This is a genomic window from Pseudomonas gingeri, from assembly GCF_013385425.1.
GTDB classification, from domain to species: Bacteria; Pseudomonadota; Gammaproteobacteria; order Pseudomonadales; family Pseudomonadaceae; genus Aquipseudomonas; species Aquipseudomonas gingeri_D.
Window position 1 is genome coordinate 203,470 of the sequence record NZ_JACAQA010000009.1, and the last position, 21,189, is coordinate 224,658.

At 64.4% G+C, this 21,189-nt stretch carries 12 protein-coding genes; 4 read left to right on the top strand and 8 right to left on the bottom strand.

All coding sequences use genetic code 11. From position 1 onward, the window contains the following. Positions 1-16 precede the first annotated feature (16 nt). The 5 genes from HX830_RS14640 to HX830_RS14660 all read right to left on the bottom strand — a co-directional run bounded on the left by HX830_RS14640 (position 17) and on the right by HX830_RS14660 (position 11,232). A complete protein-coding gene (locus tag HX830_RS14640) occupies positions 17-3,913 on the bottom strand; it encodes a cellulose synthase subunit BcsC-related outer membrane protein (protein WP_177100921.1) in 3,897 nt (1,298 codons plus the stop codon). Positions 3,914-3,936: 23 nt separating this feature from the next. After that, positions 3,937-6,237, bottom strand: coding sequence for a cellulose biosynthesis cyclic di-GMP-binding regulatory protein BcsB (gene bcsB, locus HX830_RS14645; RefSeq protein ID WP_177100923.1), 2,301 nt, complete (start codon positions 6,235-6,237; stop codon positions 3,937-3,939). Then, positions 6,234-8,435, bottom strand: a complete 2,202-nt coding sequence (gene bcsA / locus HX830_RS14650) for a UDP-forming cellulose synthase catalytic subunit (RefSeq protein ID WP_177100925.1) — start codon at positions 8,433-8,435, stop codon at positions 6,234-6,236. The genes bcsB and bcsA overlap by 4 nt, the downstream gene beginning before the upstream one ends. Further along, positions 8,432-9,502: a cellulose biosynthesis protein BcsQ gene (gene bcsQ / locus HX830_RS14655; RefSeq protein ID WP_103495535.1), complete on the bottom strand. Its 1,071-nt coding sequence runs from the start codon at positions 9,500-9,502 to the stop codon at positions 8,432-8,434. The genes bcsA and bcsQ overlap by 4 nt, the downstream gene beginning before the upstream one ends. A 362-nt stretch (positions 9,503-9,864) precedes the next feature. Continuing rightward, the gene (locus tag HX830_RS14660; RefSeq protein ID WP_177100927.1) at positions 9,865-11,232 is read right to left on the bottom strand and encodes a CYTH domain-containing protein; all 1,368 of its coding nucleotides are present in this window, start codon (positions 11,230-11,232) and stop codon (positions 9,865-9,867) included. A gap of 159 nt (positions 11,233-11,391) precedes the next feature. On the opposite strand from HX830_RS14660, the gene argE reads away from it, so the two are divergent. Together argE and argA are read left to right on the top strand one after the other, a co-directional pair. Then, positions 11,392-12,552: an acetylornithine deacetylase gene (gene argE / locus HX830_RS14665; RefSeq protein WP_103495538.1), complete on the top strand. Its 1,161-nt coding sequence runs from the start codon at positions 11,392-11,394 to the stop codon at positions 12,550-12,552. Positions 12,553-12,696: 144 nt separating this feature from the next. Next, positions 12,697-13,995, top strand: coding sequence for an amino-acid N-acetyltransferase (gene argA, locus HX830_RS14670; RefSeq protein ID WP_103495539.1), 1,299 nt, complete (start codon positions 12,697-12,699; stop codon positions 13,993-13,995). A gap of 177 nt (positions 13,996-14,172) precedes the next feature. On the opposite strand, the gene gshA is transcribed toward argA, so the two are convergent. From gshA to HX830_RS14685, 3 genes are all read right to left on the bottom strand, one after another. After that, positions 14,173-15,756 (bottom strand): glutamate--cysteine ligase, encoded by a 1,584-nt coding sequence (gene gshA, locus HX830_RS14675; protein WP_103499806.1) that lies wholly within the window; start codon positions 15,754-15,756, stop codon positions 14,173-14,175. 199 nt (positions 15,757-15,955) lie between these two features. Beyond that, positions 15,956-16,339 carry a PaaI family thioesterase gene (locus tag HX830_RS14680; protein WP_103499807.1) on the bottom strand — a complete coding sequence of 128 codons (384 nt, stop codon included), beginning with the start codon at positions 16,337-16,339 and terminating at the stop codon, positions 15,956-15,958. Next, positions 16,339-18,663, bottom strand: coding sequence for a Tex family protein (locus HX830_RS14685; RefSeq protein WP_177100929.1), 2,325 nt, complete (start codon positions 18,661-18,663; stop codon positions 16,339-16,341). Before HX830_RS14685 ends, HX830_RS14680 begins: the two co-directional genes overlap by 1 nt. A 339-nt stretch (positions 18,664-19,002) precedes the next feature. Here HX830_RS14685 and ompR point away from each other — a divergent pair, with 339 nt between their 5' ends. Both ompR and HX830_RS14695 read left to right on the top strand, forming a co-directional pair. After that, on the top strand, positions 19,003-19,743 hold the full coding sequence (ompR, locus tag HX830_RS14690; RefSeq protein ID WP_100942051.1) for an osmolarity response regulator transcription factor OmpR: 741 nt from the start codon (positions 19,003-19,005) through the stop codon (positions 19,741-19,743). A gap of 132 nt (positions 19,744-19,875) precedes the next feature. Then, a complete protein-coding gene (locus tag HX830_RS14695) occupies positions 19,876-21,189 on the top strand; it encodes an ATP-binding protein (protein WP_152736753.1) in 1,314 nt (437 codons plus the stop codon).

Sequence of the window (21,189 nt, forward strand, 5' to 3'; positions counted from 1 at the left end):
TGCACGCTCCCTGGAGTCAGTTGGAGTAAGGCGAACGATAGGGGCTGACCGGCAAGGCCATGGGCCCGGTCATCTTCTCGAACAGGTAACGCAGGTACAGCTCGGCGTTTACCTGGCGGTAATCCTGGGCGTTATCCACCCCCAGCGAACCGCCGAGCAGCACATTCGAACCGAGCCGGTATTCGCCCGCCGCATTCAGGTTGTAGCCGATGCCGGTGCTGTTCTGGCCCGGATACGTGAGGTTGTTGGCGGCCTGCTCGGCGCTGTGGCCGGGAAAGTAGTCGGCGCCTTTCTGGTCGATATGCTGGACTCCCAACGCGCCGCTGAGCTTGTAAGTGAAGCGGTCGGAACGCTGGGACCAGGTGACCGGGACCGCCATGGAGAAGAACGTCTGCGGGCTGAAGTAGCCGCCGTGGCCGTAGGTGAAGAAGCCCTGGTTGTTCTCGTAGGACAGGGCCGAGGTGCTCAGGCCCACGGTCAGCTTGTCGTCGGGCTGGTTGTCCAGGTACCAGTAGATCCCGCCACCCAGTTCGGCGCGGGTGTTGGACTCGACGTTGTTGCCGACCAGCTTGTGCAGGGCGCCGTAGCCGTAGACCCCGACTTCCTGGTCGTCGTAGCCGAGCTGGGCGCGTCCGCCGTTGGCGGTCACGCCACCCCACTTCACGCCGGTCCGCCGGTCCTCGGTGCCGGCGAATGAGGTCACGCTGTCGGTGACCGGGCGCCGCGACAGGGCGATGCTGTAGTGCATGTTGGGGCTGGATACCAGCGGCTGGTCCAGGCTCACGCCGCCGATCACGGTGTTGTAGGTGAAGCCCACCGGGCTGACGCCGATATCGGCCTTGATGCCGTGCTCCGGGTTCTCCACTGCCACGGCCATACCCACGCCGTTGGCCTGCTGCGAACCGGGGGAGCCGCTGGCCAGGCCGCTGCCGAAGCGGGTGAGGCTGTCGCTCTTGACGCTGCCGGCGTGCAGCGAAACCGGCGTCACCCGCAGCGCCACGCGATTGTCGCCGGCGGGCAGGTTGGCTTCGAACGGTGCTTCGACATCGGTCAGTTTGCTTAGGCCCGATTCATTGTTGTTGCTGCGCACGCTCAGGCCCTGGGCGATATAACCGCTGCGCTCCTGGAGAATTTCGTCCAGCGCGAGCTGCGCCGGGCTCTGGTTCAGGCGCGCGGGCTCGTCTGAACGGCGGCCGGGGGCAAAGGGATTGGCGCTCGGTGCCGGGTCGTTGTCCAGGCCGCTGTCGGGTACGGCGTCCGAGGCACTGTAGAGCTGCGGGGCCATGGCCGGGTCGGGTGGCATCGTATCGGCGGCCTCGCTGCCCGGCGCCAGCGGATCGGCTATACGGGCGGTACCTCGACGCGGCTGTCCGGTTTGATTGCGGAACGGGTTGTCGCTGTCGTCGTCCTGGCTGTCGAAGGGCTGGCCGTCGCGGCGTTGACCGCCTTCGATGGCCACGGCCTGGCGCAGCAGTTCGGCGGCCTCGGCACTTTTGCCCATGGCGCGGTAGGTTGCGGCGGCGCTGGTCAGCACCTTCGGCACGCCCGGCTTGAGCGCCAGGGCGGTCTTGAGGGACTTGTCGGCCTGGGCGTAGTCGTGGTCCTGGGCGGCCAGGCTGGCCACGCTCAGTTGCAGGTCGGCGTTGCGCGGGTCGTTCTGCAACAGGGGTTTGTACAGGGCCATGGCCTTGGCGTTATTGCCGTTGGCGGCATACATCCGCGCCAGCGCCGAAATCGCCTGGGTGTCATGGGGGTATTGCTTCAGAGTCGGCTTGAGCAGGTCGTAGGCCCCGGCCAGATTGCCTTTCTCGCGCAACTGGTCGGCCTGCTTGATGCGGTACAGCTTCACCAGCTCGGCGTAGTGGCGGTGATCGCTGTCGTTGAGCCGCGCCCCTTGCAGGGAGCGGAGGATGTCCGCGGCATCGTTGTCCTGGTCGGCCTTGAACAGGATGTCGGCGTACAGCAGTTGCAGTTTGGCGTCGGGACTGGGGGAGCGCTCCACCAGGTCGCGCATCAGGGCCACGCCCTGTTGCGGTTGGCCGGCATCGATATAGGCCGCGGCCAGGATCGCCACCCGATCCGGCTTGCCGGCGGTCAGGGCCTGGCTGCGGGCCAGCAGCGCCTGGGCTTCCTGGCGCTGGCCGCGCCTGAGGTTGTCGACGGCGGCTTCGGTCTGTACATGCAGGGCGATCTCCTTGCCCAGTTCGTCCATCTCGCGGCTGCGCCTGGCCTGGGGGATGCGTGCGAGGCTGGCCTGGGCGTCCTGCCATTCACCCAGCTGGGCCGAGAGCAGGGTCCGGGTATACAGCGCATCGGGTTGGTCGGGGTGGCGTTTGAGCAGGTCGTTGACCTGGTCCTTGGCGGCCTGGGTGCGGCCTTGCCCCAGGTAGATCCGGGCCAGGGCAAAGCGCGTCCAGGTATTGCCCGGGTCGTCCACCAGGGCCTGGCGATAGGCTTGCTCGGCGGCGCGCAGGTCGCCGCGCTGTTCGGCGAGCCGCGCGACCTGGGTGGCGCGCAACGAGCGGATGGAGACGGCGGAGCCCAGGCGGGCCTGGTCCGCCGGCGGGATCGAGTCGATCAGCTTGAGCGCTTCATCGGCTTTGCCCTGCTGCGAGAGCACCGCGATCAACCCGCTCAGGGCCTGGGGATCGTCGCGATGACTGGCGAGGATACGCCGGTAGCTGGCCTCGGCCTGGGCCAGTTGGCCCCGCTCGGCCTGCAAGTTGGCCAGCGCCACCTGGCTGGCCGGTTGGCCGGGGTTCTGGCTGGCGGCCTGTTCGATCATTTTCCGCGCCTGGTCCTCACGTCCGGCCTTTTGCGCCTCGCTCGCGCCGGCCATCAGTCGCCAGTAGCGGACGTTGTCCAGTGCCTGTTTCCAGGGATGTCCGCCGGGCTGTTGGGTGGCCCTGAGCAGCAGCTCTTCGGCCTCGTTCAGGCGCTCCTGCTTTTGCCGCAGGACCCCCAGGCCACCGAGTGCGTCGGGGTCGTTGGGTTTTTCCTTGAGACGGGTTTGAAACGCCTGCTCGGCGGCGGCCAGGTCACCGCCCTCAAGCGCCTGCAGGCCTTGGGCGTCCTGCGGGTCGCGTTGCCAGGCGGGCACTTTGCGGGCGGGTGCCGCACTGCTGCGGGCCAGGGTCTTGCCCTTGTTCATCAGGTCGCGGATTTCCTTGTCGTTCGGGTGCGCGGCGAGGAACTGTTCGAACAGCGGGACTTGCGCCGGCGCCGGCGGACCGATCCAGGTCAGGGCGAAGCGCCAGGTTTCGTTGGCGTCACCGCCGACATCCTTGTCCTTGGCGAGGACCGCCAGGCGGCGGATGCCTTCGGCCCGGGTGTCGAGGTTGCGGACCATGTGCTTGGCCAGGAACAGCGCCACGGCGCGGTCGTCCGGGCGTTCGCGCAGCAATCGTTCAAGACCGGCGCGGGCCTCCTGTTCACCGCCCTTGGTGTAACCCAGCAGGTAGTAATACTCGCGGGCCAGGGTGCCCTGGGGCTGCCGACCATTGAGCAACTGGCGGTAGACTTTCACCGCGTCGTCGTATTTGTCGGCGTCCACCAGTTGCCGCGCCTGGGCCAGCAGTCGGGCCTGCTCATCGCTGCCCAGGGCAATGTCCTGTTCGAGTTGCTGGGCCTGGCGGGGCTGCGGCACCAGTGCCTGCAAACGGGCCAGGTACTTTTTCGCTTCCTCCGGGCGCTTGAGTTGGACGTTGCTCAGCCCCAGGCCATAGAGCGCTTCCGGTTGATCGGGGGCGATCAGCAGCAACTTGTTCCAGGCGTCCATGGCCCGGTCGGGGTTGTTCTGCGACTGCCAGTAGCGCCCTTGCTCGATCAGTTGCACTTGTGGATCGTCGGCCCGGGCCTGAAGGACCGGGCTGGCCAGGGCAAACAGCAATGTCAGGGTGAGGGTGTGGCGCATGCCTGTTCTCCCGCGCCGTGGATTCACGACAACCGCCGTTTGGCCTGGGCCCGCAGCCCCAGGAAGATCAAGGCACAGAGCAGCACGAAGCCGATCAGGACGGCGAGCAGCATCCCGCTCAGATGCCGCGACAGCAGCAGCTGCAAGTGCCGGAACCAGCCCAGGTGACCGACGTAGTACGGCTGGTCGGCGGCCAGGGTGGTGATCTGCTTGTCCTGGATCACGGCCAGGCTGCCCTGGATCAGGTCCTTGTAGTCATCGCCACCGATCATCGCTGCGGTGACCTCGGTCAGTCGCGCCGGGTCGCTGCTGGCGACCACCACTACACTGCGGCCGTTTTTGAGCGGCGACTCGAAGCCCGCCAGATAAGGCGTGCCTCGGCCCGACCATTCCAGGGTGGCGCGGGTCTTGCGGATCGCCGCTTGCGAGTCGGGGCTGAACCAGTCGTGAATACGCAAGGCCAGGTCGCTCAGGTCGAAGAAGTGCCGGCTGCCTTCGCTACGGGCCGGCGACGCGTCGGCCCATTGCTTGAGCAGGGGCTGGTCGTTGCCGGTGGCGAACACCAGCAGGTCCTTGTCGCTGACCCCCTCGACGTCACGGGCCTGGATCACTTGCAGGCCGGTGGCCGGATAGCCGGTGGATTCGCCGAAACGCCCGAGCACGGTGAGGAAAGCGCTGAGGGTCGCCGGCTCCTGGGTGTCGGGCATCACCACCGCGGTTTCCGAGAGGTCGGCCAGGCGGGTGAAGGGGAAGCCGCTGTCGCGGAACTTGCCCAGGTCGGGCATCGCGGTGTAGTGGTCCAGGCCGCTCAGGTCGAGGGTCGAGTCGCCCTCGATCTGGCCGCGCATGTCTTCGACGATGACGTCCCGGCATTCGCCTTGTTTGACATAGTCGTACAGGTAGCGCATTTGCAGCTGCGACTCGAAGGTGGCGATGCCCAGGGGCAGGTACATGCTGGCTTCTTGCGGCAGGCTGTCGTCTTTCTTCAGCCACTCGAGCAGGTCCGGTCCGCCTTTGAGATTGGGGATCGACGGCAGCTGCATCGAGCGCACCAGGTGATCGTTGAGGTGCACCAGCAGCGCCGAGTTGGTTGAGAACTGCTGCGGTGTGTAACGGTATTTGAGCAGCAGCGGGGCGCCGCGTCCGCGCCATTCGAACAGGTCCGGCGGCAGGCGCAGGGCAATTTTGATGTCCTCGGGGCTGTAGCCGGAGACATGCAATTGCCGGGCGTCGACCAGCTCGCCGAGCTTCACCGGTCGGTCGGTCGGCAGCCAGTTGGGCGCGTCATAGGGCACGCGCACCGGCAGCGGGTCGAGGTGGTCGATCAGCGCGGTGGCACCGGACAGCGACTGGCTGCCCAGGGCGACGGCCGTGGCGGCAATCTTCAGTTCAGCGTCGTTGCGTCCGCTGATCACCAGCAGCTTGCCATAGGGGTCGTTGGGGTTGGTCATCATGGTCACGCTGGGGCCGCTGGCCGGATTGCTCGACAGCTCGCCCAGCGCCAGGGTTTCGCGGTGGGTGACGAAGACAATCGCATTGCCCTTGGCCGGCAGTTGCCCGACGCTGGCGGGAAAGGTCGCGGTGCGGTAGCTGGCCAGGGCGCCGAACTTGGAAGCGATCGCCGCTGCCGCTTCCAGCTTGGCGGGGCTGGGGTTGGCGTCGAAGACGAAGGGCAGGACCAGCGGGCGCGCATCGTGGCGGTCGAAGAACGGCACCGGCAGCAGGGCCAGGTCGTTTTTCAGGGCGATGGGCGAATACTGGATATTCAGCTGGCTGTCGTTGCCGACCCTGGCCCACAGGCTCGAGTGCAACGGGTCTTCGCACTGCATCGTGTAGTGCCCGATCAGTTGCAGGTCCAGCCGGTTGAAGTCGGTGATCAGTCGCGCGGGGATCTCGACCACCCGCTCCAGATCCTTGCCGGCCTGTTCCCGGGGTAGCGGCAGGCTGACGGCGACCCTGTCGTTGACCAACACGTTGATCTGCGACAGCTCGGGCAGCATCAGCGCCGAATAACCGTAATGCAGGACCACCTGGACGCCGGTCACCACCTGGTCGGCGCGAATCCCGAAGTCGACGCTGTCGGTCGACTCGACGCCGCGCAGGTACAAGGGGTCGCGGCGTCCCAGTTGCTTGAAGGTCAGGCTGTAGCTGTTCTTGTCACCGGCGATCACCGGTGCCTGGCCGGCGCCGGCGGCGGGGCTGCTGCGGTTGTCTGTTTGCGTCACGGCGTTGCCGGAGCCCGGATAGACGCCGCAGCAGAGCAGCAACAGGAGGGCGTAACGAATGCAGCGTCCATCGCTGCCAGCGGAGAATATCGGGCTCATGGCGTGTCCAGGGCAGGTGCTGAGGAAGAGGTGCCGGAGCGCCGCCGTTCGAGCGCCTGGCCGGGTAATCTGAGGGTTGCCTTGAGCAACTCGGAAACGCCGTGCACGGCGATGACACTGATCGCGCGCAGGGCCTTGAGGGGGGAGTCGGGTACGCTGGTGCCCCAATTCCGCGCCCAGGTGTCGGCGCGCGAGAAGGTCAGGTGGACCAGATCGCTTTGCTGGCTCAAGGTCATCGGGTCGAAGCGGATGCCGACCGTATTGTCGCGGCTGAAGACCACGCTGCCGTCGAAGTGATAGTGCTGCTGGTGGCGAAACAGCGAGACCCGCAACGGCGTGCCGAGGGGAATCGATTGACCCGGCGCCAGCTTCAGGCCCAGGCCGCCCTGGGAAAAGTCCTGGGTGTGGCTGTGATACTCGGTGCCGTCGGCCAGCCGCAGACCGACCGGCAATTGCGCCTCGACCCGGGGTTCGGCCCGTACCTGGCGGGTTTCGCTGGCGACCGCGATGGCGGCGGCGCACATCAGGGCGTTGTACAGGGCCCAGACCTGGTTGAGCAGCACCGTTTCATCGGTGGTGACATCGGCGCCGAGGTAGTCGTAGACCCCGTACACCACGGCGGCGATATTCAGGACCAGCAGCACGATGTAAGGCCGGGCCATCTTCCAGTCGAAGAAGCCATGGTGCAGGTCGCCGCCCTTGTCGGTGACGTTGAAGTGCCCGGATTTTGGCCTGAGCATACCCATCAGCACCGGCGTCAGGATGTACCAGGCCAGCACCGTTTCGTAGACCTCGTTCCAGTACGAATGGCGGAAGCGCCCCTGGATGCGCGAGTTGGTCAGGTTGGCCAGCAGCAGGTGCGGCGCCGCGTAGGCGGCCACCATCAGCGGCGCGGCGTGGAAGATCTGCGCACCGAAAATCAGGTAGGCCAGAGGCGCGGTGAGAAACACCAGGCGCGGGAAGCCATAGAAGAAGTGCAGCATGGCGTTGCTGTAGCAGATGCGCTGGCCCAGGGTCAGGCCGCGGCCGAGCATGGGGTTGTCGGTGCGGAAAATCTGCGTCATGCCGCGGGCCCAGCGCACCCGCTGATTGATATGCCGCGAGAGGTTTTCGGTGGCCATGCCGGCGGCTTGCGGCAGGGCCAGGTAGGCGGTGTTGTAGCCGGCGCGGTTGAGTTTCAGCGAAGTGTGAGCGTCTTCGGTGAGCGTGGTTTCATCCATCCCGCCGACGGCTTCCAGCGGTGCCCGGCGCATCAGGGCGCAGGAGCCGCAGAACATGGCGGCGTTCCACAGGTCGTTGCCGTCCTGCACCAGGCCGTAGAACAACTCGGCTTCGTTGGGGACCTGCTGGTAGGTCTTGAGGTTTTTTTCGAAGGGGTCCTGGGAAAAGAACACGTGGGGGGTCTGCAGCATCGCCAGCTTCGGGTCCTTGAGGAACCAGCCCATGCTGATTTGCAGGAAGGAGCGCGAGGGCACGTGGTCGGCGTCGAAGGCGGCAATGTATTCGCCATGGGTGACCTTGAGCGCCGCGTTGAAATTGCCGGCCTTGGCGTGCAGGTTGTTGTCGCGGGTCAGGTAGTGGGCGCCGACGCTCTCGCAGAACAGCCGGAACTCCTCGCGGTGGCCGTCATCCAGCACATAAACCTTGAGCTTGTCTGTCGGCCAGTTCATTCGTAGCGCGGCGAATACGGTGATCTTGACGATCTCCAGCGACTCGTTGACGGTGGTGATAAACACATCGACGCTGGGCCATTGCGCCGGGTCTTCGCTGAGCAGGATCGGCCGGCGCTTGAGCGGCCAGGCGGTCTGTACGTAGCCGAAGACCAGCACCAGCAGCGCATAGAGCTCGGCCAGCACCAGGGTGTAGCCGAACAGCATGTCGTGGAAATTCTCCAACTCCAGGGTCTCGGTCAGGCGCCAGTACATGTAGCGCAGGGAGGCAATCAGCGACAGGCTGATCATGGCGATGATCGGCAGGTGACCTTCGAAGCGTCGCAGGACCAGGACCGCGACCAGGCAGGCAAGGCCGAACAGGGTTTGCTGGAGCAGGTCCGCGGGCGCGCTGATCACCCCGGCCAGGACCACGGCGCAGAGGATCGCGGCGCACAGGATCAGGCCCAGGCGCAGTGGCTGCGACCATTGGCGGAGGTGGTGCAGGGCGGTGCCGAGCAGGCGTTGGACGCGGCGTTCGAAGGTCATGGGTGCTGTGACTCCAGCTGATCGTGGAGCTTGTCGGCGATGGCCAGGAGGTCCTGGCAGCCGCGGGATTCGGCGGATTGCTCGAACGGATTGCATTCATAGGCCAGCGCCTCGGCGATGGCCTCGTCCCAGGTGATCGTGCCGAGCAGTTGGGTTTTCAGTTGGCTCTCGAGGATCTGCGCGATGTCCACGGACAAGGGGTGGGCGTTGTCCACGCCGTTGATCACGAACCAGCAGCTTGCCGGCCTGTCACCGCCCAGGTGAGGCTTGATCGCCGTGATCAGGCGCTCGAGGGCGGCGTGGGAGGCCGCGTCGGGCCGGACGACGGCGATCACCAGGTCGGCCATGTGCAGCGCCTGCTGCTGATAGAGCGTGCTGCCGGGAGGGGTGTCGATGATCAGTGTGTCGTGCTTGCCGAGGGCCAGTTCGTTCAGGTGGCGGGCCAGCCAGTGCGGGTCACCTTCAAGCTGGTGTTCAAGGGCTTGCAACTGTTGCGGGTCGTTCTCGCCGAAGGCCAGCAGCCGGGTGTTGGCGTAGCCGGTTTGCGCAAGATCGTGCCAGCTGCGCTGTTCCAGGCTGGCCTGGCAGATACCTTGTGCGGGTGGGCGGGTGCCCAGGTGATGGTATTGCGCATTCTGTGGGTCGAGTTCGAGGACGATGGCCTGCCGGTCAGTGCTGTTGAGCAGGATGGCCAGGAGACTGGCCAAGGTGCTGCGGCCGACGCCGCCACGGGTCGAGACCACCGCAATGATCCGGCCCGGAACCTGGGCGGCGAGGGCCGGCTGGGGTTGTTGCGTGGCCTGCGCCTGGCGTTGCCGGGCGAGATCCTGGAGCAGTGTGCGCAGGGACGGTGCTGCGGTTGTTTCAGGCGCGCCGGTATCACCCTGGACGAGCGGCGGCGAGGTCGGTTCGGCAGGCGTGGGGGCTGGAGGCTGGGGGGCCGCAGGGGTGGGCGCTGGCGTTTCGGTGAAGACCCGGGCCACCTCGATTTCCCGATAGCGGTCGGCCTTGGCACCGAACTTTCCCATCAGGTTCGCAACATCATCGTCGTCATCTGAAGGCTGCATGACAGCACCCATCCGTACCATTCTAAGAAAATCTTGAAAGGGGACAGATACGGCTAATCACACAATGCCGTCGTGCTGCATGCCTACCGGGCGGTGGGCAAACGATGGTGTTCTTAAAGGTGTCGCCTGAACGTCTTGCGATAGAACCGAAGGCACTTAGTGTTAATCCAGAGTGCTTTATTGATCTATCAGGTTCAAATGTAGACCAGATTTACCGATGCAAGAAATTTTCGGTGAGTCTGATGTCGAACAGCGTCCTGCCGAACGACACCTTCCTGTAGGAGCGTGGCTTGCCCGCGAAGAGGCCCTTACTACCGCCAAAAGCTTCGCTGGCAAGCCATGCTCCTACAGATTGCGGGGCGTTACAGACGCAACAAGGTTTTCCAGGCACGGCTCTGGAACACCGTCAGCGCCTGCTGCACCCGGGCCTCCAGCACTTCATCGCTGATATCGGTCTCGGCCAGTTGCGCCAGCTTGTTCATTTCACCGAACAGGCGATCCAGCTCCGGCAACTCCAGCACGCCACGGGCCAGATGCAGCCAGGCCTGGATGCGCTCGATACGCGGCAGTTGTTCGGCGAGGTCTTCCGGTTGCTGCTGGTAGCGTCCCAGTTGCAACGAGGTGGCTTCTTCGGCCAGCAGCCGTGGCAACCAGTTCTGCAACTGGGCCGCGCCCTGGCGATTGCCGCGGGTGGTGCGCTCGGCGGTCCAGCTACGGGCCAGCAACCAGCGCGAGGTGTTCAGCGAGAACAGGCCCCAGCGCACATCTTCCAGCTCTTCCAGGAACTGCTCCGGCGCGGCCTTGCGCACGTCTTCGTCTTCCTGGCCGGCGTGGACCAGTGGGCGCCAGTCTTCCAGCAACGCATCCAGGGCGCTGCGCAGTTCGCTGGTGGATTGCCGTGGCGCGGCCTGGCCGAGGCTGCCGAGCAGGGCGCGCAATTCGATCAACTGCTCGACCCAGTCCTGCAGCAAACGCCAGTGACCGTTGAACCGGTATTGTTCGGCCAGTCGCTGGCTGCTGGCGAGCAAATGCCAGCCCAAGGCGGCGAACGCATCGTCCAGCGGCATCTCGGCGCTCAACTGCGGGGCCGGCAGGCTCAGCGAATAGCTGTTGGCGTCGAACAGGCGATAACCGCGCTCGGCCTTGCTGATATCGCACGGCATCAGCGCCAGTTTCTCGGCCAGATCGGCGGCCAGTTCCAGCAGTGCCGACGGGTCGCCTTCGCGCAATTCCAGTTCCAGCTCGCAGATTTCTTCTTTCTGCTTGCCGGCGATGACAAAGCCCAGGTCCAGGGCGGCTTCGATCACCACCTTGGCCTTGCCGCGACCCCAGGCGATTTCGGCGCGTTCGCGGACGAAATCGGTGGTGAAGATCGGCTTCAGGGTTTTCTTGTCCAGCTCGGCCAGCGCTTCGGGCCAGCATTCGCCGTCGAGTTTTTTCACATCGAGCTTGGCCTTGGCCAGGTGCCAGTCGTACTCGTTGCGTTCCGACAGACCGGCGACGCTCTGGCCGCGGGTCTTGAGGGTCTGGATCACTTCTTCGCCGTCACGGCGCAGGCGCAGGGCGACCTTGGCCTTGGCCAGGTCGCGCTCGGGGGTGTCGAAATACTGATTGGTCAGCTCGCGACGTTCCCAGCCACTTTTGTTGCGTTTTTTCAGCAGCGGGTGCTCGCGCAGGGCGGCGAGGGTTTCGCGGCTGACGCGGAGTTTGATTTCGGTTTCTTTCTGCATGGCCGGAAAATCCAGGATCGGGAGCGCAGCCGGGGGAGAAGGGGGCTGCCTAGGCCGTGCAGTGTACAGGACAAGCGGGCGGCACGCGTCGCGGCGGTTTATTCCAGTCGCCGGATGGCTCTATGATGAGCTTCGCCTTGGAGTTCGGGAGTCAGCGTCATGCCGTTGCCGTCGATGAAAGATCAATTCGCTGCGCTGGTTGCCGCGCCGTCGGTCAGCTGTACCCAGCCGAGCCTGGATCAGTCCAACCGTCCGGTGATCGACCTGCTGGCGACCTGGCTCGGCGACCTGGGTTTCAGCTGCGATATCCAGCAGGTCAGCCCCGGCAAGTTCAACCTGCTCGCCAGCTTCGGCAGCGGCCCCGGCGGCCTGGTGCTGGCCGGGCACAGCGACACCGTACCGTTCGATGGCGCGCTGTGGCAGACCGACCCGCTGAAACTGACCGAAGTCGATGGCCGCTGGGTCGGCCTGGGCAGTTGCGACATGAAGGGCTTTTTCGCCCTGGCCATTGAAGCGGTGATCCCGCTGCTCGAGCAACCGTTCAAGCAGCCGTTGCTGATCCTCGCCACCTGCGACGAAGAAAGCTCCATGTCCGGCGCCCGGGCCCTGGCCGAAGCCGGCCGGCCTCTCGGTCGCGCCGCAGTGATCGGCGAACCCACGGGCCTGAAGCCGATCCGCCTGCACAAGGGCGTGATGATGGAGCGCATCGAGATTCTCGGCCGCAGCGGCCACTCCTCCGACCCGAGCCTGGGCCATAGCGCCCTGGAGGCCATGCACGACGCCATCGGCGAGCTCAAGGGCCTGCGCTGGCAATGGCAGCGCGAATACAACAACCCGCAATTCAGCGTGCCCCAGCCGACCCTGAACTTCGGCTGCATCCACGGCGGCGACAACCCCAACCGCATCTGTGGCCAGTGCTCCCTGGAGTTCGACCTGCGGCCCTTGCCGGGCATGGACCCGAGCGTGCTGCGGGCGGCGATTCGCGCCAAGCTCGAACCCCTGGCGCAACGGCACCAGGTGAAGATCGACTACGCACCGCTGTTTCCCGAAGTGCCGCCGTTCGAACAGGCCGCTGATTCGGAACTGGTCCAGGTTGCGGAAAAAATCACCGGTCATCGCGCCGAGGCAGTGGCATTCGGCACCGAAGCGCCTTATCTTCAGCGCCTTGGCTGCGAAACCCTGGTCCTGGGCCCTGGCGACATCGCGTGTGCGCATCAGCCGGGGGAATACCTCGAAATGTCACGTTTGCAGCCTACCGTGCATCTACTGCGTGAATTGATTCAACATTACTGCTTGAGCCCGGCCGCAACCTTGCGTTAAATGCGCGGCTCATTGATTTTTTCCTGGATACCAAGGAGAGCGCGCGTGTCGCCAAGCCTGTTCCGACGATAACCAACAGCCCGTTGTGCGTTTTGACGTTGCATCTATTTTCTATTGGCTGTTTTTTATACAGGTTCAGGTTTTATGCCCGATTACGTGAATTGGCTTCGCCATGCCTCTCCCTATATCAATGCCCATCGGGACTGCACCTTCGTGGTCATGCTCCCTGGCGACGGTATCGAGCACCCCAACTTCGGCAATATCGTCCACGACCTGGTGCTGCTCCACAGCCTGGGCGTGCGGCTGGTGCTGGTGCACGGCTCGCGTCCGCAGATCGAAAGCCGCCTGGCGGCCCGTGGCCTGACCCCGCATTACCACCACGGCATGCGGATTACCGATGCGGCGACCCTGGAATGCGTGATCGACGCCGTCGGCCAACTGCGGATCGCCATCGAGGCGCGCCTGTCCATGGACCTGGCCGCCTCGCCGATGCAGGGCTCGCGGCTGCGGGTGGCCGGCGGCAACCTGGTCACGGCGCGGCCGATCGGCGTGCTCGAAGGCGTCGACTATCACCACACCGGCGAAGTGCGCCGGGTCGACCGCCGGGGTATCAACCGCCTGCTGGACGAGCGCTCGATTGTCCTGCTGTCGCCGCTGGGGTATTCGCCCACGGGGGAAATCTTCAACCTGGCCTGCGAAGACGTGGCGACCCGTGCCGCCATCGACCTGGAGGCGGAAAAGCTCCTGCTGTTTGGCGCCGATCATGGCCTGATCGATGAAAATGGCAAGCTGGTCCGCGAGCTGCGTCCGCAGCAGGTGCCCGCGCATCTGTTGCGCCTGGGCAACGATTACCAGGGCGAGCTGCTGGATGCGGCGGCGCAGGCCTGTCGTGGCGGTGTGGCGCGCAGCCATATCGTCAGTTATGCCGAGGATGGCGCGCTGTTGACCGAGCTGTTTACCCGTGACGGCGGCGGTACGCTGGTGGCCCAGGAGCAGTTCGAACTGGTGCGCGAGGCGGCGATTGAAGATGTCGGCGGTTTGCTCGACCTGATCAGCCCGCTGGAAGAGCAGGGCATCTTGGTGCGGCGTTCGCGGGAAGTGCTGGAGCGTGAGATCGAGCAGTTCAGCGTGGTTGAGCGCGAGGGGATGATCATTGCCTGTGCGGCGTTGTATCAGATTGCCGATTCAGAGGCGGGGGAGTTGGCGTGCCTGGCGGTGAACCCGGAGTATCGCCATGGCGGTCGCGGCGATGAGCTGTTGGAGCGGATTGAAGCGCGGGCGCGGGAGCAGGGATTGAAGACCTTGTTCGTGCTGACGACCCGTACGGCACACTGGTTCCGTGAGCGTGGCTTTGAGCCGAGCAGTGTGGAGCGGCTGCCGAGCGCGCGGGCTTCGCTGTACAACTATCAGCGTAATTCGAAGATCTTCGAAAAAGCCCTCTGATCTTCATGAGCGGGTCTGGTCCTTGAGGTTTTTTGTCGGTCTCAAGGGCCTCTTCGCGGCGGTGCGGCGTCCCGACAAGCCCTGCTCCTACAGTACGTCGTCGACCACTGACCTTGTGTAGGACACGGAACTGTAGGAGCAGGGCTTGCCCGCGAAGGCGTCAATGAAGACGCCGCATCAATTACTGATTGCCAGAATACTCGCCTGGTACGACCCGACAAACACGTCGAAATCCCCCACCTCGTTCTGTTCCAGCTCAGCCTGTTGCACCAGGGATTTACGAGCCGCTTCCTCGAAGCCGGCCTGTTCTTCCTTGCTCAACGGCTGACTGCGGAAGAACTCGGCATGGGCCTGGCTCTGGCGCATCGAGAACTGCGCGAAGCTTTCCTTGTGCGCGGTCATGCTCGCCAACACCTGGGCCGATGGCGTCAGGGACGAATCCTTGACCTTGGCAAGCTGCTCGTCCAGCGCCTTGGCGTGACTATCACCACCATGGCTGCGGTCCAGCAACGCCGCCAGCGGCGCGATCTTCTCCAGCAACTCGTTGGCCCATTCCTTCAGGCCCACCGCCTCACCCCGACGCTGCAATTGCAGGCCCGGGCGCCGACCTTCCTTGACCACGCTGAGGAAGTTCGAGGTGGCATTGCCGCACTCGTTGTTTTCGAACAGCGGACTGTCGTTCAGCGCGCAATACAGCAGGAACGCATCGAGGAAACGCGCCTCGGTCAGATCGATACCGGTCGGCAGGAATGGGTTGATGTCCAGGCAGCGCGCCTCGACATACTGCACGCCACGGGCCATCAGCGCCTGGATCGGCCGCTCGCCGGTGTAGGTCACGCGTTTGGGGCGAATGTTGGAGTAGTACTCGTTTTCGATCTGCAGGATGTTGGTGTTGAGCTGTACCCACTCACCATCCTTGTGTGTGCCGATCTCTACGTAAGGTGCGTAGGGAGTGGCCACCGCCTTGCGCAGGCTGTCGATGTAGCTGTCCAGGTCGTTGTAGCAGGGCGTCAGGCCGGCCTGGGCGTTGCTCTGGTAACCCAGGTCGCTCATGCGCAGGCTGGTGGCGTAGGGCAGGTACAGCGTATCGGCGTCGAACTGTTCCAGCGAATGGGCACGCCCGCGCAGGAAACCGGCGTCCAGGGCCGGCGATGCACCGAACAGGTACATCAGCAGCCAGCTGTATCGGCGGAAGTTGCGGATCATCGCGATGTAGGCCAGCGACTGGTAGTCGCGGTCCGTGCCGACGAAACCCTCTGCCTGCTTGAGCACGGGCCAGAGCTGCTCCGGCAGGGAGAAATTGTAGTGAATCCCGGCAATGCACTGCATGGTCTTGCCGTAGCGCAGGGCCAGGCCCTGGCGGTACACATACTTGAGCTTGCCGATATTCGAGGTGCCGTAATAGGCGATCGGAATATCTTCTTCCGCCGGCAACGGGCAAGGCATCGACGGGCTCCACAGGTACTCGTTGCCGAGCTTGCTGTAGGCAAAACGATGGATCTTGTCCAGGCTGGCCAGGGTGTCCGCCGGGTCGGCCAGGGCGGGAGTGATGAACTCCAGCAGCGACTCGGAATAGTCGGTGGTGATTTGTTCGTTGGTCAGTGCGGAGCCCAGCTCTTCGGGGTGCGGTGTCTGCGCCAGACGAGCAACGCCGGTGACGCGCAGGCATTCACGCTCGATGCCGTGCAGGCACTGTTCGAGCAGAGAGAGGTGGTCGCGCTCGCCGAGCAGAGCCAGGCGGCGGTTGAGAAGTTCGCTCAAGTTGGATTCCTTCACGCGTCGGTCGCCCCAATATGGGGGTGGGCAAGACGGTCTACAAGGGTGAAGTTGAGAACTGGCGTGGTCGCCTGGTAAATATCAGAAAACGCCGACACTTCCTCCCTGGGTCGGAGGCAGTGAAAGGGAAAACCCCGACACTGCTTTCACAGTGTCGAAATTAACTCAAATCGAGCCAGGGCGGCTAGAGAACAGCGAAGGTGCCTTGTGCTTTAGCGACAAGTTTGTCGCCTTGGCGCACTTCGGCTTCGACCACCAAGGTGCGGCGGCCGGGGTGGATGACCGTGGCGACGCACAACACTTCGCCCTCGGCCACCGCCCGCATGTAGTTGATCTTGCACTCGATGGTCACGCTGCGCTGGTCAAAACCATGGGAGCTGGAGCAGGCCAGTCCCATGGTGATGTCCACCAGGCTGAAAATCGCCCCGCCGTGCATCACGTTGCCGCGATTGCGCAGGTGCGGCTCCAGCGCCAGGGCCACCTCGGCAACACCGGTTTCCAGGCGTTGCAGGCGGCAGCCGAGCATCTCGCTGAAAGCGCTCTGGGTGAGGCCCTCAGGAATGTCCATCAGCGTTTCTTCAACTGTTTGGCGTTGGCGAACAGCGAAGCCATAGCATTGTTGCTTGGCGCGGCCGGGGTGCTTTCCTTGCGCGGCGCGCTGTTCTGCGACGGCCGTGGTGCCGAGCCCGGACGCGAGCCACGGGCCCCGTCGACTTTCTCGCCCGGGGTGTCGCTCATGCGCATCGACAGGCCGACGCGTTTGCGCGGGATATCGACTTCCATGACCTTGACCTTCACCACATCGCCGGCTTTCACCGCTTCACGGGGGTCCTTGATGAACTTCTCGGACAGTGCGGAGATATGCACCAGGCCGTCCTGGTGTACGCCGATATCGACAAAGGCACCGAAGTTGGTGACGTTGGTTACCACGCCTTCGAGAATCATCCCCGGCTCCAGGTCCTTGAGGTCTTCGACGCCGTCCTGGAACGCTGCGGTCTTGAACTCGGGACGCGGGTCGCGGCCCGGCTTCTCCAATTCCTGGAGAATGTCGGTGACGGTGGGCAGGCCGAAGGTTTCATCGGTGAATTTCTTCGGGTCCAGGCGCTTGAGGAAGCTGGCGTCGCCGATCAGCGAACGGATGTCGCGGTCGGTTTCTGCGGCGATGCGCTGCACCAGCGGGTAGGCTTCCGGGTGCACGGCGGAGGAGTCCAGCGGATTGTCGCCGTTCATCACCCGCAGGAAGCCGGCGGCCTGCTCGAAGGTCTTCTCGCCCAGGCGGGCGACTTTCTTCAGCGCGGCGCGGGTCTTGAACGCGCCGTTTTCATCGCGGTGGTTGACGATATTCTGTGCCAGGGTCGGGTTGAGGCCGGAAATCCGCGCCAGCAACGCCACCGAGGCGGTGTTCACGTCGACGCCGACGGCGTTCACGCAGTCTTCCACCACCGCATCCAGGCCACGGGCCAGCTTGAGCTGGGACACGTCGTGCTGGTACTGGCCGACGCCGATGGATTTCGGGTCGATCTTCACCAGCTCGGCCAGCGGGTCCTGCAGGCGGCGGGCAATGGACACGGCGCCACGGATCGACACATCCAGGTCGGGGAATTCCTTGGAGGCCAGTTCAGAGGCCGAGTACACCGAGGCGCCGGCTTCGGACACCATGACCTTGGTCATCTTCATGGCTGGGTATTTCTTGATCAGTTCAGCGGCCAGCTTGTCGGTTTCACGGCTGGCGGTGCCGTTGCCGATGGCGATCAGGTCCACCGAATGCTTGGCGCACAGGGCGGCGAGCACGGCCAGAGTCTGGTCCCACTTGTTGTGCGGCACGTGGGGGTAGACGGTGGCGTGGTCCAGCAGCTTGCCGGTGGAGTCCACCACCGCGACCTTGCAGCCGGTACGCAGGCCCGGGTCGAGGCCCAGTGTGGCGCGCGGGCCGGCCGGCGCGGCCAGCAGCAGGTCGTGCAGGTTGTGGGCGAAGACATTGATCGCCTCGGTTTCCGCGCCGTCGCGCAGCTCGCCCAGCAGGTCGGTTTCCAGGTGGGTGTAGAGCTTGACCTTCCAGGTCCAGCGCACCACTTCGCCCAGCCATTTATCGGCGGGACGGTTCTGGTTCTGGATGCCGAACTGCTGGCCGATCATGCCTTCGCACGGGTGCATGCTGCCCGGCTGCTCGTCGCCGACCTTCAGCGCGGAGCTGAGGATGCCTTCGTTGCGGCCCCGGAAAATCGCCAGGGCGCGGTGCGACGGCATGCTTTTCAGCGGCTCGTCGTGTTCGAAGTAGTCGCGGAACTTGGCACCTTCCTCTTCCTTGCCGGCGATGACCCGGGCACTCAGGGTGGCTTCCTGCTTGAGGTAGTTGCGCAGCTTGTCCAGCAGGCCGGCATCTTCGGCGAAGCGTTCCATCAGGATGTACTTGGCGCCTTCCAGGGCCGCCTTCACGTCCGCCACGCCTTTTTCACCGTCGACGAAGCGCGCGGCTTCGACTTCCGGATTCAGCATCGGGTCGTTGAACAGGCCGTCCGCCAACTCGCCGAGGCCGGCTTCCAGGGCGATCTGGCCCTTGGTGCGGCGTTTCTGCTTGTACGGCAGGTAAAGGTCTTCGAGGCGGGTCTTGGTGTCGGCCAGCTTGATATCGCGGGCCAATTCCGGAGTCAGCTTGCCTTGCTCCTCGATGCTGGCGAGGATGCTGATGCGCCGTTCGTCGAGTTCTCGCAGGTAGCGCAGGCGCTCTTCCAGGTGACGCAGCTGGATGTCATCCAGGCTGCCGGTCACTTCCTTGCGGTAGCGCGCGATGAAGGGCACGGTGGAGCCCTCATCCAGTAGAGCGACGGCCGCTTCGACCTGTTGTGGGCGGACGCCGAGTTCTTCGGCGATGCGGCTGTTGATGCTGTCCATAAAACCACCTGACAAAGTGTGAAAGCAGACGCGTCGAGGCTCTCAAGCCATCGGGACGAATCTGGTTTGGGATCAAAAGGCAGCCTTGAGACCCATGAAATCAGCACATTGCTGTGTGCCTTGGAAAATAAAGAGCGGCACGCCACAGCAATGATCAGACGTTGCCTGAGACAAGAGGCGGCGCATTATAACCAGCGTTCCGGGCTTGCGGGGATTGTGCACCCGCGCGGTGCCTTTAGAGCGTTTACTGGTAGTTGAGGAAAAATCTGCTAACAATGCACCGGATACGGATAAGGGCCGCTGGGCCCATAATGCGTGCCGAGATCAAAGGAGCATCCAATGAGCAGCACTGCAAACCCTGCTGAAGGCGAAAAAATACTCATCGTTGATGACGATCCCGGGCTGAGCAGCCTGCTGGAACGTTTTTTCACCAGCAAGGGCTATCGCGCCCGCGCAGTGGCGAACACCGAACAGATGGACCGCCTGCTGTCCCGTGAAGTTTTCAACCTGGTGGTCCTCGACCTGATGCTGCCCGGCGAAGACGGCCTGACCGCCTGCCGTCGCCTGCGCGCGGCGAACAACCAGGTGCCGATCATCATGCTCACCGCCAAGGGCGACGAGCTGAGCCGGATCAAGGGCCTGGAGCTGGGCGCCGACGATTACCTGGCCAAACCCTTCAACCCCGATGAGCTGATGGCCCGGGTCAAGGCGGTGTTGCGTCGCCAGTCGGCACCGGTGCCGGGCGCACCGGGCAGCGAAGACGAGAGCGTGACCTTCGGTGACTACGAGCTGTCCCTGGCCACTCGCGAACTCAAGCGCGGCGAAGAAGTGCACATGCTCACCACCGGCGAGTTCGCCGTGCTCAAGGCGCTGGTCATGCATGCCCGCGAGCCGCTGACCCGCGACAAGCTGATGAACCTGGCCCGGGGTCGTGAATGGGATGCCCTGGAGCGTTCCATCGACGTGCAGATTTCCCGTCTGCGCCGCATGATCGAACCGGATCCGTCCAAGCCGCGCTATATCCAGACCGTGTGGGGCGTGGGTTACGTGTTCGTGCCGGACGGCGCCGCGACCAAGTGACGATGCCCGGTGCCTGTTGACGGGTGCCTGTTGATCGGTAGGAACGATTCGCCCGGGTAAACCCCGGGCGAGTCGCAATCCGCAATATGCGAGCCCGCCCGCTCGCCTCTGCAAAGTGTCCAGCGGCTGCCCATGAAAACCCCTCTCTGGTTCCCCCAAAGTTTCTTCGCCCGTACCCTCTGGCTGGTGCTGATCGTCGTGCTGTTCTCCAAGGCACTGACCCTGGTGTACCTGCTGATGAACGAAGACGTGCTGGTGGACCGTCAGTACAGTCACGGCGTGGCCCTGACCCTGCGTGCCTATTGGGCGGCGGACGAGGACGATCGCGACAAGATCGCCGATGCCGCCGGCTTGATCCGGGTGGTCAGCGGTGGGGTGCCGGAAGGTGAACAGCACTGGCCCTACAGTGAGATTTACCAGCGCCAGATGCAGGCCGAGCTGGGTGCCGACACCGAGGTGCGGCTGCGCATGCATTCGCCGCCGGCCCTCTGGGTGCGGGCGCCGAGCCTGGGTGCCGGCTGGCTGAAAGTGCCGCTGTACCCGCATCCGTTGCGCGGGCAGAAAATCTGGAGCGTGCTTGGGTGGTTCCTGGCCATCGGACTGCTCTCCACCGCGTCGGCCTGGATCTTCGTCAGCCAGCTCAACCAGCCGTTGAAGCGTCTGGTGGATGCCGCGCGGCAACTCGGCCAGGGGCGCAGCGTACGGTTGCCGATCAGTGATACCCCCAGCGAAATGACCGAGGTGTACCGGGCCTTCAACCAGATGGCCGAGGACGTCGAACAGGCGGGTCGAGAACGGGAGTTGATGCTGGCAGGTGTGTCCCATGACTTGCGTACGCCGTTGACGCGGCTGCGCCTGTCACTGGAGCTGATGGGCAGTCATGACGATCTCAGCGATGAGATGGTCCGGGATATCGAGGACATGGACGCCATCCTCGACCAGTTCCTCGCCTTTATCCGCGACGGTCGCGACGAGTCGGTGGAAGAGGTCGACCTGAGCGAGCTGGTGCGCGAAGTGGTGGCGCCCTATAACCAGAGCGAAGAGCGGGTACGCACGCGGTTGCAACCGATCCAGCCGTTCCCGTTGCGCCGGGTGTCGATGAAGCGGCTGTTGAACAACCTGATCGGCAACGCCTTGCACCATGCCGGCGAGGGCGTGGAAGTGGCGGCCTATGTTTCGGGCGACAGCAGCGCGCCGTACGTGGTACTGAGCGTCATGGACCGTGGGACGGGGATTGATCCGGCGGAGCTGGAAGGCATCTTCAATCCCTTCACCCGGGGCGACAAGGCCCGTGGCGGCAAGGGCACGGGCCTGGGGCTGGCGATTGTCAGGCGGATCGCCTCGATGCATGGCGGCAATGTCGAACTGCGCAACCGCACCGGTGGTGGCCTGGAAGCGCGGGTTCGTTTGCCGCTGGGGTTGATGCTGCCTCGCGACGCAGTGTAG